Origin of the sequence: Microbacterium yannicii PS01, assembly GCF_000304335.1 — a bacterium.
Lineage (GTDB): Bacteria > Actinomycetota > Actinomycetes > Actinomycetales > Microbacteriaceae > Microbacterium > Microbacterium yannicii_A.
Map to the genome: position 1 here is coordinate 25,305 of NZ_CAJF01000001.1, position 12,610 is coordinate 37,914.

Annotated in this window: 10 protein-coding genes; 6 read left to right on the top strand and 4 right to left on the bottom strand. The window is 69.2% G+C overall.

The window, feature by feature from the left end; genetic code table 11:
- The first annotated feature begins 79 nt into the window (after nucleotides 1-79).
- Entirely contained in the window at nucleotides 80-1,936 is a 1,857-nt protein-coding gene (locus WYM_RS21895) for a DUF6807 family protein (RefSeq protein ID WP_019178787.1), read from the top strand.
- Nucleotides 1,933-3,042: a Gfo/Idh/MocA family protein gene (locus WYM_RS18815; protein WP_019178788.1), complete on the top strand. Its 1,110-nt coding sequence runs from the start codon at nucleotides 1,933-1,935 to the stop codon at nucleotides 3,040-3,042. The genes WYM_RS21895 and WYM_RS18815 overlap by 4 nt, the downstream gene beginning before the upstream one ends.
- A gap of 1 nt (nucleotide 3,043) precedes the next feature.
- On the opposite strand, the gene WYM_RS00145 is transcribed toward WYM_RS18815, so the two are convergent.
- Nucleotides 3,044-4,093 carry a LacI family DNA-binding transcriptional regulator gene (locus WYM_RS00145; RefSeq protein WP_019178789.1) on the bottom strand — a complete coding sequence of 350 codons (1,050 nt, stop codon included), beginning with the start codon at nucleotides 4,091-4,093 and terminating at the stop codon, nucleotides 3,044-3,046.
- A 239-nt stretch (nucleotides 4,094-4,332) separates the two neighbouring features.
- On the opposite strand from WYM_RS00145, the gene WYM_RS00150 reads away from it, so the two are divergent.
- The 4 genes from WYM_RS00150 (at nucleotide 4,333) to WYM_RS00165 (ending at nucleotide 10,648) form a co-directional block, all read left to right on the top strand.
- Nucleotides 4,333-5,670, top strand: coding sequence for an ABC transporter substrate-binding protein (locus tag WYM_RS00150; protein WP_019178790.1), 1,338 nt, complete (start codon nucleotides 4,333-4,335; stop codon nucleotides 5,668-5,670).
- A gap of 91 nt (nucleotides 5,671-5,761) precedes the next feature.
- A complete protein-coding gene (locus WYM_RS00155) occupies nucleotides 5,762-7,108 on the top strand; it encodes a carbohydrate ABC transporter permease (protein WP_019178791.1) in 1,347 nt (448 codons plus the stop codon).
- Entirely contained in the window at nucleotides 7,108-8,085 is a 978-nt protein-coding gene (locus WYM_RS00160; protein WP_019178792.1) for a carbohydrate ABC transporter permease, read from the top strand. Before WYM_RS00155 ends, WYM_RS00160 begins: the two co-directional genes overlap by 1 nt.
- Before the next feature lie 94 nt (nucleotides 8,086-8,179).
- Nucleotides 8,180-10,648 carry an HAD-IC family P-type ATPase gene (locus WYM_RS00165; protein ID WP_019178793.1) on the top strand — a complete coding sequence of 823 codons (2,469 nt, stop codon included), beginning with the start codon at nucleotides 8,180-8,182 and terminating at the stop codon, nucleotides 10,646-10,648.
- On the opposite strand, the gene WYM_RS00170 is transcribed toward WYM_RS00165, so the two are convergent.
- The 3 genes from WYM_RS00170 to WYM_RS00180 are packed head-to-tail and all read right to left on the bottom strand — an operon-like array spanning nucleotide 10,649 to nucleotide 12,534.
- Nucleotides 10,649-11,053 carry a hypothetical protein gene (locus tag WYM_RS00170; RefSeq protein ID WP_019178794.1) on the bottom strand — a complete coding sequence of 135 codons (405 nt, stop codon included), beginning with the start codon at nucleotides 11,051-11,053 and terminating at the stop codon, nucleotides 10,649-10,651.
- Nucleotides 11,054-11,089: 36 nt separating this feature from the next.
- Nucleotides 11,090-11,818 carry a DUF305 domain-containing protein gene (locus WYM_RS00175; RefSeq protein ID WP_019178795.1) on the bottom strand — a complete coding sequence of 243 codons (729 nt, stop codon included), beginning with the start codon at nucleotides 11,816-11,818 and terminating at the stop codon, nucleotides 11,090-11,092.
- Between the two features lie 8 nt (nucleotides 11,819-11,826).
- Entirely contained in the window at nucleotides 11,827-12,534 is a 708-nt protein-coding gene (locus tag WYM_RS00180) for a DUF3105 domain-containing protein (RefSeq protein WP_019178796.1), read from the bottom strand.
- Nucleotides 12,535-12,610: the final 76 nt, after the last annotated feature.

Sequence of the window (12,610 nt, forward strand, 5' to 3'; positions counted from 1 at the left end):
GTCCCGGGCGGCCACGCCGAGCGCGGATGCGCCCGAGCGCACCTAGTCACGCTCATGATGGAACAGGGAGGAGGTCGCGTTGACCGAGGTCACGTCGCGCCCGATCACAATGGCGCAGGTCGCGCAGCACGCCGGTGTCTCGCAGGCGTCGGTGTCGCGCGTCCTGAACGGCGTCGCCACCGTGGACCCGGCGATCGTCGCCAAGGTCAATCGCGCCATCGCCGCACTGAACTACTCGCCCAGCGAAGCCGCGCGCAGTCTGGTGCGGGGGAGCAGTCACACCATCGCCCTCCTGGTGCCCGACCTCGAGAACCCGCTCTTCCAGGGCGTGCTCAAGGGCCTGACCGTGGCTGCCGCCCGCGACGGCTACCGCGTGCTCGTGGCCGACAGCGCCGAAGCGGTCGGCGTGGAGGCAGAGATCGCGAGCGAGGCGCGCAGCAAATGCGACGCGCTGGTGCTGGTCTCACCGCGGATGCCGGATGACGAGCTGCGCGACCTCATCCAGCGCACGACTCCCGTCGTCGTGGTGAACCGCCGCGTCGACGACTCCGCCGCCGCTCAGCTCTCCGTGGACTACGTGACCGCGGTCAAAGAGCTGGGCGTGCACCTGCGGGGGTTCGGTCATCGCCGGATCGCCTACGTCGCCGGCCCGTCGCTCAGCTATGCGAACGAGCAGCGTGCGCAGGGACTCGGTGAACTCGGCCGCGAGTACCCCGACCTCGAGTTCCTCACCATCCCGGCCGGATCCAGCATGGAGGCCGGCTACGACGCCGCCGACGCCGTGCTCGAGACGGGTGCCACAGCGGCCATCGCGTTCAACGACCTCGTCGCCCTGGGGCTGCTGTCGCGGCTGCGCGAGGTCGGCGTGGAGGTTCCCGAGCAGCTGTCCATCGTCGGCATCGACGACATCCCGCAGTCGCGGTTCGCCGCTCCGCCGCTGACCACGATGTCGGTGCCGCGGATCGAGATCGGGCGCCAGGCGTGGAACCGCATGCGCCAGGCGCTCGAGGGGGAGCGCGCGGGGCACCCGCTGTTCTATCGCCCTGTCCTGGTGCCGCGCCGCAGCTCGGGTCCGGCATCCCACGCCAGTGGCTGGGTCGGTCCGGCGCGTCCTGTCCTGCGTCTCGGGTCGACCGTCGTCGCGCAGTACGAGGAGGGCACCAGCGTCGACGCCGTGCTGTCGCCCCGGCCCTTCCTCGACAGCGTCGTCTCGCGCACCGGCACGCCCCTCTCGGTCACCGAGCCCACCGACCACCCGCACCACCTGGGGGTGAGCCTGGCGATCCCGGACGTCAACGGCACGTCGTACTGGGGCGGCCGCACCTACGTCCGCGGCGAGGGCTCGATCATGGTGCCCAACCACGGCCGGCAGCGGCGCGACCGTCTTCGCATCGAGGGACATTCGCTCGACGAACGCCTCAGCTGGGTCGATCACCACGGGAACACCCAGCTGGTCGAGGTGCGCGAGCTGCGCTCCGCCGAGCTCGCCAACGGCTGGGCGCTGCGCTGGCGCAGCCACCTGAAGGCCACTCTCGACGCGATCACCTTCGGATCACCGGCCACCAACGGTCGCGAAGGCGCAGGGTACGGCGGAATCTTCTGGCGGTTCGCGCCCGAGATCGCACGGGTGTTCAGTCCGGCCGGCGACACCGAGCGCGACGTGCACGGCGCCGCGACGCCGTGGCTGGCCTTCTCGTTCCCTGATCGCGCGACCACCGTCGTGCTGGCGCAGGGGCCGCAGCCGCTGCCGTGGTTCGTGCGCTTCGCGGAGTATCTGGGCGCCGGGCCCGCCGTCGCATGGGACGCGCCGCATGTCATCCCCGAGGGCGGCGAGCTCAATCTCGAGCTCACCGCGTTCGTGCTCGACGAGGAGCTTCCCGACGCGACCGCCGTCGAGAGGGCGCTTCCGGCGCTGCGGGCCGAGGCGGGACTGTGACGCAACGCCTCCGCGTCGGCATCGCCGGGGTGCACGGGCACGGCAGAAGCCACGTCGGCGCGACGCTCGCGCTCGCCGACGACGTGGAGCTCGTCGCCGTCGCCGACCCCCGGGGCGGCGGCGACGTTCCCGCCGGGGTGCGCGTCTACGACGACGCGGCCGCGATGATCGACGACGCCGGCCTCGACATCGTGGTCCTCAGCACGCCCATCCCCACGCACACCGCCCTGTCGCTGCGCGCGGTGGCGCGATGGTCTCATGTGCTGCTCGAGAAGCCGCCGGTGCCATCGGTCGCGGACCACCTCGCCCTGACGAGCGCCGCGGATGCCGCGTCCCGCGCCGTGCAGGTGGGCTTTCAGTCGCTGGGCAGTCGTGGAGTCCCGGCGACGGCCGAGCTCGCGGCATCCGGCGTCATCGGCGACGTCCTCCACTACGGCGCGGTCGGCCTGTGGTCGAGGTCGGAGCAGTACTGGCGTCGCGCGCCTTGGGCGGGGCATCGTGTGCTGGACGGACGACTGGCCGCCGACGGTGTGGTGACGAATCCTCTGGCGCATGCGCTGCAGACGGCCTTCGCGATCGCCGGTGCGCACACCCCCGCCGACGTGGTCTCGATCGACGCGGACCTCCGCCGTGCGAATGACATCGAGACCGACGACACCTCCTCGCTCGTCGTCGAGCTGGACGGCGGCGTGCGCGTGGCGGCCGGGCTCGCGGTGACGGCGCCGCGACGGCATGAGCCGTACGTGCTCGTGCGCGGCACGCGCGGCCACCTGGTCTACCACTACACCCTCGACACGCTGCACGTCTTCCGCGACGGCATCGGACTTCCGCGCACGTTCGCGTTCGAGCGCACCGGTCTGCTCGCCGACCTCGTCTCTCACGTGCGGTCGGGCACGGAGCTCGCCGCGCCCCTGCACCGGACGGGCGCCTTCACCCGCGTGCTCGAGGCGATCATCACCGGCCCGCCCCCGACGCCCGTCTCGCCGGAACTCGTACGCACCACGTCCGAAGCCGGTGAGACGTTCCGCGTCGTCGAGGGCGTCGAGGATGCCGCGGAGCAGGTGGCGTGGCAGGCGAAGACCTTCCGCCATCTCGGGATGCTCTGAATCACCGTCCGGCGCGGCGGCCGACGCCGATGACGGCGGACGCGTCGTCGTTCACCGGCGCGGTCGAATTGCGGACGACGAGCGGAGAGGCTTCGTAGACGCGATGGGCGGGCGCCGCGGGATCCTCGAGCTGCCACATCAGCAGCTGCACCGCGGCGCGGCCCTGCTGGTGCGGCCGCTGTTGCAGAGTGGTGAGCGAGAACATGTCGGCGTAGGCGTGATCGTCGATGCCGACGACGCTCAGGTTCTCGGGAACGCGGATGCCGAGTCGCCGCGCCGCGATGATGGAGCCGACGGCGACCTCATCGCAGACGCCGACGATCGCCGTCGGCCGGGTGCGCCGGTCGCCCAGCAGATCGACCGCCGCGCCGTAGCCGCCGGGAAGCGTCACCTCGGACTCGACATGGCGAGCGGATGCCTCGAGCCCCGCGTCCCGCATGGCGGCGAGGTAGCCCGCACGCCGGCGCTCGTCGCCCAGGCTGGTGCGAGCGCCGTCGGGGTCGCCGCCGAGGAAGACGATGCTGCGGTGACCCAGGCCGATCAGGTGATCGGTGGCGATGCGCCCGGCGGCCTCGTCGTCGATCGACACGGCGTTCGTGCCCGCGTCGTAGCCGCCCACGCTCACGATCGGCCTCCCGAACGCCATCAGACGCTCGAGCTCCCGGGCGTTCGGCTCGATGCCCACCGCGATCAGTCCGTCGAACCGCTTGCGGGCGAGGAAGTGCTCGAACATCTCGCGCCGCGCCGCCGACTCAGGGGGAGCGCCGTAGAGCACCAGGTCCAGGTGTCGTTCGCGGAGGGCGTCCTGGATCCCCTCGAGCACCTGCGCGAAGAACCAGCGGTCGAGCGTGGGCATCACGACCCCGATCGTCTGGGTGCGGCCGGTCACCAGGCTCACGGCACTCGTGGTGGGCACGTAGCCGAGGGAGGCCGCCGCGGCTCGGACGCGCTCCCGCGTGGATCCGGACACATAGCCCGCGCCGGTCAGCGCACGCGACGCCGTCGACTTCGACACGCCGGCGGCCCGCGCCACGTCCGCGATCCCCGCCATCGGGCCCCTCCTCGCGCCCCGCGTACGTCGCCGTCGCCGGGGAAAACTGGAACCGGTTCCAGCGCCATTGTGCACCGGCGCGCAGAGAAGCGCCAGCGGAAGATCGCCGTTTATCGAGTTGTGACCCAGAGAGATTGTGTCGCTCTCGCGCATCCCCTAGCGTGAGCATGGAATCGGTTCCCGATACGAATGTGCGGAGTCCGCGACGGTTCTCCGCGACTTCAATGAGGAGGCAGAGAATGACTGCACTGCGATCGCGCTCCCGCGCGACCATCGCACTGGGGGTCGCCACGATTGCGGCCCTGACACTCGCCGGCTGCGCAGAAGGCGGCGACGAAGGCGACGACGACGGCTCGGTCGAGGGCGAGACCGTCGAGATCTCGGGCGGCATCACCGGTACGGAGGCGGACGCCCTTCAGCGCGTGTTCGACGCGTACGGCGAGGAATCCGGCATCACCGTGAAGTACACCGGTGACAAGGGCTTCGAGGGCAACATCGTGACCAAGGTCGCCGGTGGCTCGGCCCCCGACATCGCGATCGTTCCACAGCCCGGTCTGCTGCGGTCCCTGATCGAGACGGGCGAGGTGAAAGAGGCGACCGAGGAGGTCACGGCAAACGTCGAGGAGTACTGGTCGCCGGCGTGGAAGGAGTACGGCTCGTTCGACGGCACGTTCTATGCCGCGCCGATGCTCGCCAACCTCAAGGGCTACGTCTTCTACTCGCCCGCCAAGTTCGCGGAGTGGGGAGTCGAAGTGCCCACCACGTGGGACGAGGTGCTCACCCTGACCCAGACAATTCGAGACGCCACCGGCCAGCCCCCGTGGTGCGCCGGATTCTCGTCTGAGGCGGCGTCGGGTTGGCCCGGAACCGACTGGGTGGAGAACCTCGTGCTTCGTCAGTCGGGTCCCGAGGTCTACGACGAGTGGGCGAACGGCGAGGTGCCGTTCACCGATCCTGACATCGAGGCGGCATTCGACTCGGTCGGCGAGATCCTTCAGAACCCGGACTACGTCAACGCCGGATTCGGCGACATCAAGAGCATCAACTCGACTGCTTTCGGTGACCCCATCGCTGCCGCGGTGGCGAACGGGACCTGCGCCCTGACGCAACAGGGCAACTTCCTTGCCGCCAACTTCCTCGCGGTGCAGACGGCGGAGGGCGAGACGCCCACGATCGCTCCCGATGGCGACGTCTACGCGTTCCTCCTGCCGGGGCTCGAGGAAGGTGAGGTGGCCGTCGCAGGCGGTGGCGAGTTCGTCACTGCCTTCTCGGACGACGCCGCCACGCAGGCGGTACTCGAGTACATGTCGACGCCGGAGTACGCGGACGCTCGGGTCTCCGAGGGCGGGGTCGTCTCGGCCAACTCGGGTGCGGACCCCTCTCTGGCCTCCAGTGAGTTCCTGACTGAGGTGATGGAGATCGTGCAGGACCCGAATACGACCTTCCGCTTCGACGCCTCCGACCTCATGCCGGCGACCGTCGGATCGGGATCGTTCTGGCGAGGGATGGTCGACTGGATCGACGGCAAGCCGACGCCGCAGGTCCTGGAAGACATCCAGGCAGGTTACGAGAACTGACCCATCGCACTCCGGTGCCGGGCCCGCCCGCTTGCGCGGGCCCGGCGCCGGGGTGACGTCATCCGTCGGCGTCGACGGGGGAAGGCAGACCATGTCTCAGACCGCAACATCGGCAGAGAAGACGCAAGGCGCACCGCCCGCGCCGCCCGAACGCGGAGGGAGGAAGCCGCCGTCGGCGCGGACAACGCGGCTGGTCGTCACGGTCGGGATCATCGTCATCGCCGCGCTGATCGTCTTCCTGCTCCTCAGCCCTCAGCCCGAGGACCCGCGGCCGGTATCGCTGGGCTTCTCGCTCAACGCGTTCTTCCAGTGGATCGGCAACCTGCACCCTCTCGTGCAGATCCCGGTCGTGCTCCTCGTCTTCGGCGTGGTCGTCGCCATCCTGCTCGTGCTGATCGAATACGCGCCCCGCCAGGGCCGTGGGTACTTCTGGCTGCGGCTCGTGGCGTGCTTCGCGATCCCGTTCCTCGCGTTCATGATGCTTCGCCCCTACCAGGGCGCCGTGCTCTTCGTGATCCCCATCGCACTCATCGCCGGCGGCCTGCTGTTCTTCGCCGACTACAGGGCCCGGCAAGGCGCGGGGTATCTCTTCCAGCTCACCCTCTTCATGGCGCCGGCGGCCATCCTCGTGCTCGTCGGACTCGTCTACCCCTCGATCGCGACCATCATCCAGTCGTTCTACGACAAGTCGGGTGACAACTTCGTCGGTCTCGAGAACTACGTCTGGGCCTTCACGAACCCCCAAGGCTTCTGGTCGATCGTGAACACGATCATCTGGGCGATCTTCGCACCGGTGTTCGCGACGATCCTCGGCCTCGGCTACGCCGCCTTCATGGAGCGTGCGCGCGGCGACCGGATCCTCAAGGTGCTGATGCTCGTGCCGTTCGCCTTCGCCGGCGTCAGCATGAGCATCATCTGGAAGTTCGTCTACGACTATCGCCAGGGCGAGCAGATCGGCCTCCTCAACGCCATCGTGGTCGCCTTCGGCGGCGACCCGGTGCGGTGGCTCGACATCTGGCCCCTCGTCAACACGTTCTGCCTGCTGTTCGTCTTCGTCTGGGCGCAGACCGGATTCGCCATGGTGGTGCTGTCGGCGGCGATCAAGGCCGTGCCGGTCGAGCAGCTCGAGGCGGCCCAGCTCGACGGCACTTCGGCGTGGCAGCGATTCATCAACGTCACGGTTCCGGGCATCCGCACGTCGATCGTCGTCGTGCTGACGACCATCACGATCGCGGCCCTGAAGCTCTACGACATCGTCGCGGTGATGACCGGCGGTCGGTCGAATTCGACCGTGCTGGGATTCGAGATGGTCAACCAGCAGCAGCGGTTCCAGAGCTTCGGACACTCGGCAGCGCTGGCCGTGCTGATCTTCGTGCTCGTGACTCCGCTGCTGATCTATAACGTGCGACAGCTGCGCAAGCAGAGGGAGGTGCGGTGATGACCGCCGTCGAGTCCGAGACCACGCCGCGGTTCGACAAAGGCGCCGCGCGCAAGGTCGATCGCCAGACCCGCCGCCTCGAGTCCCAGGCGCAGAAGCGGCTGAGCTCGCCCCTGGCCACGATCATCGCGATCGCCATCGCGTTCCTGTGGACGATCCCCACGCTCGGCCTTCTCATCACCTCGTTCCGTCCCGGCGCGGATTCGGCGGCGACGGGATGGTGGACCGTCTTCACCGACCCCGACTTCACCCTCGGGAACTATCAGGCGGCGCTGACCTCGGGCGGCACCGCGCTGACGCTGGGGCAGTCGTTCCTCAACTCCCTGGCGATCACGATCCCGGTGACCCTCTTCGCTCTGGCGGTCGCGGCGCTCGGCGCCTACGCGTTCGCGTGGATGGATTTCAAGGGTCGCGGATTCCTGTTCGTGGCCGTGTTCGCACTGCAGATCGTGCCGATCCAGATGGCACTCGTGCCGCTGCTCACGCTCTTCTCACGCGGACTCGAGATCGGCGACGTGGCGATCTTCCCCGGCCTCGAGATGAGGGAGGTCGACCGAAGCTTCGCGACCGTGTGGATCGCGCACACGATCTTCGCGATGCCGCTGGCGATCTTCCTGCTGCACAACTTCATCTCGCAGATCCCGGGCGACGTCATCGAGGCGGCGCGCGTCGACGGTGCCGGCCATGGTCAGATCTTCTTCCGGATCGTGCTGCCGTTGTCGGGACCCGCGCTCGCGGCGTTTGCCATCTTCGAGTTCATCTGGGTGTGGAACGACCTGCTGGTGGCGACGATCTTCGCGCCGACGTCGTCGCTGCCGATGACGCAGACGCTGAACTCGCTGTCGGGTTCGTGGGGCGACCAATGGTTCCTGCTGTCGGCGGGTGCGTTCCTCGTGCTCATCGTGCCGGTGATCGTGTTCCTCGCCCTGCAGCGGTACTTCGTGCGGGGCCTGATGGCGGGTGCGACCAAGGGCTGAGATCGGCAGGCGACCATGACGGCCGGGGGAGATGGGGCACGCGAATACTCGCGTGCCCCATCAGCCGTCTCACCGGTGTCGTTACTCTGATCGCATGGATGCCTCTGCCGACGCGCTCGCCACTGCCGATGCCGTCGACGTCGATCCGGCGGTGGGACTCACGGCATCTGATGTCGCCGAGCGGGTGGCGGGGGGACGCACGAACGCCTTCACCGCCGACACCAGCCGCAGTGTGTGGAACATCGTCCGGGCGAACGTGTTCACGCTGTTCAACGGCATCGTGTTCGCGTGCTTCTTCGTGCTGTTCGTGCTGGGGCGGTGGCAGGACGCCCTGTTCGGTCTTGCCGCCTTCGCGAACTCGATCATCGGATGCGTGCAGGAGTTCCGCGCGAAAGCCGCGCTGGACCGCCTCGCGCTGCTGAACGCGCCGAAGGCTCGGGTGCGGCGGGACGGAGCAGAGCTCGAACTCGTGCCCGCCGACATCGTGCTCGACGACATCCTCGTCCTGCGCGCCGGCGATCAGGTGCCCGCCGATGCCGTGGTGGTCGATACGCGTGCGCTGCAGATCGACGAGTCCATGCTCACGGGCGAGTCGGATGCGATCGACAAGCGGCCGGGCGATGACGCGCTGTCGGGCTCGATCGTCGTCTCGGGCGAGGGGGCCGCCCGAGTCACCCGCGTGGGAGCGGACTCCTACGCGAACAAGTTCGCCGGCGAGGCCAAGCGCTTCTCGCTCGTGGCGTCCGAGGTCCGCGGCTCGGTGAACCGGGTGCTGAAGTTCATGAGCTGGATCATCGGACCGGTGGGACTGCTCGTCCTGAACGCGCAGATGGTGGTCGCCGGAGGCTGGGCCCAGGCGTGGGAGAACGGCGGATGGGTGCAGGCCGTCGTGAACACGATCGCCTCGTTGACTGCGATGATCCCGCTGGGTCTCGTGCTCATGACCTCGATCGCGTTCGCCGTCGGCGCCGCGAAGCTCGCCGGCAAGCAGGTGCTCGTCAATGAGCTTCCGGCCGTCGAGGGCCTGGCACGGGTCGACGTGATCTGCCTCGACAAGACCGGCACACTGACCGCCGGTGAGATCACCTTCGACGCCCTGCATGAGATGGCGGCGCGGGACGGCTCCGGACGCGCGGACCCGGCCGCCTCCGGGATCGACGCGGTGCTCGCGTGGTACGGGGCGGCTCCCGACGCCAACGCGACCGCCCGCTGCCTGCGCGAGCCGTTCCCCGTCGTGACCGAGCTGCAGCCCGCGGCCTACATCCCGTTCTCGTCGGCCCGGAAGTGGAGCGCCGCCTCCTTCGGGACGGCGCAACCGGGCACCTGGGTGCTGGGGGCGCCCGAGATGGTGTTCGGCGACGCCGCAGCCGACCCCGCCACAGAGCTCGGCCGGGTGGTGACCGGTCTCGCGTCGAGCGGCCGCCGGACCCTGGTGCTCGGGTACTCGAACACGGCGCTGAGCGACGCGGACGTCGTGGCCGAGCGACTGCCGGAGGCCGTCGCGGCGGTCGCCGTCGTCACGTTCCGCGAGCAGGTGCGGCCCGATGCCGCGCAGACTTTGGCCTACTTCGGCGAGCAGGGCGTCAGCATCCGCGTCATCTCCGGCGACAATCCCCGCACGGTCGCGGCCATCGCGCGTGAGGTGGGCCTGGACGTGCCCGAAGGATACGACGCGCGCAAGCTCCCCGACGACGACGCCGAGCTCGGCGAGGTGCTCGAGCAGCACACCGTGTTCGGCCGGGTCACGCCCGAGCAGAAGAAGCGCATGGTGGTGGCGCTGCAGGCTCGTGGCCACGTCGTGGCCATGACCGGCGACGGCGTGAACGACGCGCTGGCGATCAAGACCGCCGACATCGGCATCGCGATGAACTCGGGCGCGGCAGCCACCAAGGCCGTCGCGCGGCTGGTGCTGCTCGACGGACGGTTCTCGCACCTGCCGGATGTGGTGGCCGAGGGGCGCCAGGTCATCGCGAACATCGAGCGCGTGTCGATGCTGTTCCTCACCAAGACCGCCTACGCCACGGGACTTGCGCTCCTGTTCGGCGTGCTGCTGCTGGAGTTCCCGTTCCTGCCACGACAGCTCTCGATCACCGACGGCCTGACCATCGGCATCCCCGCGTTCTTCCTCGCTCTGCTGCCCAACACGCAGCGGTACGTTCCGGGCTTCCTGAAGCGGTCGCTGACGTTCGCGATCCCGACCGGGGCCATCATCGCCGTCGCACTGACCCTTTACACGCTCGGCGCGAAGTCGCTCGGCGTGGACGAGCCCGAGCTGCGCACCGGCTCGACGATCATCCTCGCCGTCGTCGGCATCTGGGTGCTGACCGTGCTCTCGCGCCCGATCACGCGGTTCAAGGCACTGGTGATCGGCGCGATGTTCCTGGGGCTCGTGGGCGTGTTCACTCTCCCGCTGCTGACCGAGTTCTTCCAGCTCGTCGATCCCGGCGAGGAGGCTGCGTACCTGGTGGCGGTCGTGACGGTGCTGACGATCGCGGCGATCGAGGTCGTGCGCTTCATCCACCGCCGCTTCGTCGCCCGGGCGCTCGCCGCCGCCGGCGTCTGATCAGGGGAGCTCGCGAGCGAAGTGGCGTGCGCCCGGCGGCGTCCACAGCACGACCAGGGCGAAGACCGCGAGAGCGCTCTGCACGGTCGCGCCGATGTCCCAGGTGTCGGTCGAGGCGATCGTCGCGACGTGCAGCACGATCAAGATTCCGAGGAACACCGTCGCGAGCACGCGCGACAGACGGCTGCCGCGCGCCAGACCAGACGCGATCGCGACGAGCAGCAGGCCGAACAGGATGATCCCCGCGCCCAGCAGTGACACCACCAGAACGTCCGGTCCGGTGGCCTGATACCTGCTGAGCAGGACGAAGATGCCGAGAGTCACGTCGGCGATCCCCGCGATGTACACCAGCACCACCGCGATCGTCACGACGACCGGGCGTCGAGTGCGGGGTGCGTCGGTCACGGGCTCACCCTATCGGGGAGCGCACCCGCCGGCGCGTCAGCCCGCGCATCCGAGGCGGCTCTGGATGGAGCGCATGGCATCGATCTCGGCGGTCTGGCCGGCTTCGATGCTGCCCGCGACCTCGAGTGCGCGAGCGTCGGTGCCCAGCTCCTGCAGCGCCTCGGCCATCGGGATGGCGCCCTCGTGGTGGCGGATCATGAGCTCCAGGAAGAGGCAGTCGGCCTCCTGGCCGGTCGCCGTCGCGAGGTCGGCGAGCTCGTCGGCCGACGCCATGCCCATGGCAGCGCGGGCCTCGTCGGCGGTCATCGTCTCGCCGCCCGAGCCGCCGCCGTGCCCGTGGCCGGCGTCGGAGTCGCTCATCCACGCCATCATCGGTGCAGAACCGGCCTGCGAGAGGCCCCACTGCACCAGCCAGTCGTACATCTCACCGCGTTGACCCGCCTGCCCGGTGGCGATGTCGTAGGCCATGATGCGCACGTCGTCGTCGTCGGTCTTGCGGTAGATCTCCATCGCCATCTCGATGGCCTGGGTGTGGTGCACCTGCATGTCGCGCGAGAAGCCCGCCTCGGCGGAATCCGTGCCGGGCAGACCCACGCCCTGGGAGCCGAAGGTCGAGAACCGTCCGATCGCGAAGGCCAGCGCGGCGATCGCGAGAAGTACGAGCGCGATCGCCCACCACCGCCCGCTCCACGGGCGTCCCGGTGACTCAGCGCGGTGACCGACGTCGTCGGTGACGATGTCCGCGTTCTCCGGGCGGTCTGTCAACGCGTGACCTACTGCTTGCCCGGGGCGTCGAGCCCCCCGGTGCACAGGGCGCCGGGCTCGGGCACGTTCTGGCTACGCCAGTACTCCTCGAAGAACTGTCCGATGCGCTCGTCGTCGGCCGAGTCGAGCTTCAGCTGGTGATTCCAGTTCGACAGCGCGATGGGGGTGTCGAGCCCTTCGTACGGCGAGAGGACGACGTAGCTCGAGGGCAGCTGCGCCTTGAGCGTCGTCAGCTCGTCCCCCGTGACGGATGCGGGGTCGTAGGTGACCCACACCGCGCCGTGCTCGAGGGCGTGGACGGCGTTCTCGTTCGGGACGGGCTGGTCGTAGATGCCGCAGTTGAGCCAGACCTGGTTGTGAGGCCCTCCGGCGGGCGGGTTCTGCTCGTACTCGACGGTGCCCTCGACGTGATCGGTCTCGTTCTCGAAGGTCTCGACGCCTTCGATCTCGACGCCGTCGCTGCCCGCCTCGTACTGCTTCGGCGGTGCCGGAGCGAAGACGATCGAGGCGACGATGAGGCCGACGATGACCACGGCGGCGGTCGAGCCGACGATCCACCACACCAGCTTGCTGCGTCGCCGCTTGGCGAGCTGCTTCTGGTATTCGGCGAGCTTCTCCTGGCGCTTCTGCTCACGCTGCTGCTTGACCGTCAGGTTGATGTTCGCCTGCGTCGCGGGGTTGCCGCTTGTGCGCTTGTCGGCGGGGGTCGGGCTCATATGCGTGATCTCTACCGGTGATGACGGGGGCGCGAGGGCCCGGCGGGCGGTCTGCGGTCAGATGGCAGAACTTCTC

What these genes read in the sequence shown, in the direction of transcription:
- WYM_RS00150 (WP_019178790.1), top strand. Translation starts at nt 4,333, where the DNA reads ATGACTGCACTGCGATCGCGCTCCCGCGCGACCATCGCACTGGGGGTC.
- WYM_RS00165 (WP_019178793.1), top strand. Translation starts at nt 8,180, where the DNA reads ATGGATGCCTCTGCCGACGCGCTCGCCACTGCCGATGCCGTCGACGTC.
- WYM_RS00155 (WP_019178791.1), top strand. Translation starts at nt 5,762, where the DNA reads ATGTCTCAGACCGCAACATCGGCAGAGAAGACGCAAGGCGCACCGCCC.
- WYM_RS00145 (WP_019178789.1), bottom strand. Translation starts at nt 4,093, where the DNA reads ATGGCGGGGATCGCGGACGTGGCGCGGGCCGCCGGCGTGTCGAAGTCG.
- WYM_RS00180 (WP_019178796.1), bottom strand. Translation starts at nt 12,534, where the DNA reads ATGAGCCCGACCCCCGCCGACAAGCGCACAAGCGGCAACCCCGCGACG.
- WYM_RS00160 (WP_019178792.1), top strand. Translation starts at nt 7,108, where the DNA reads ATGACCGCCGTCGAGTCCGAGACCACGCCGCGGTTCGACAAAGGCGCC.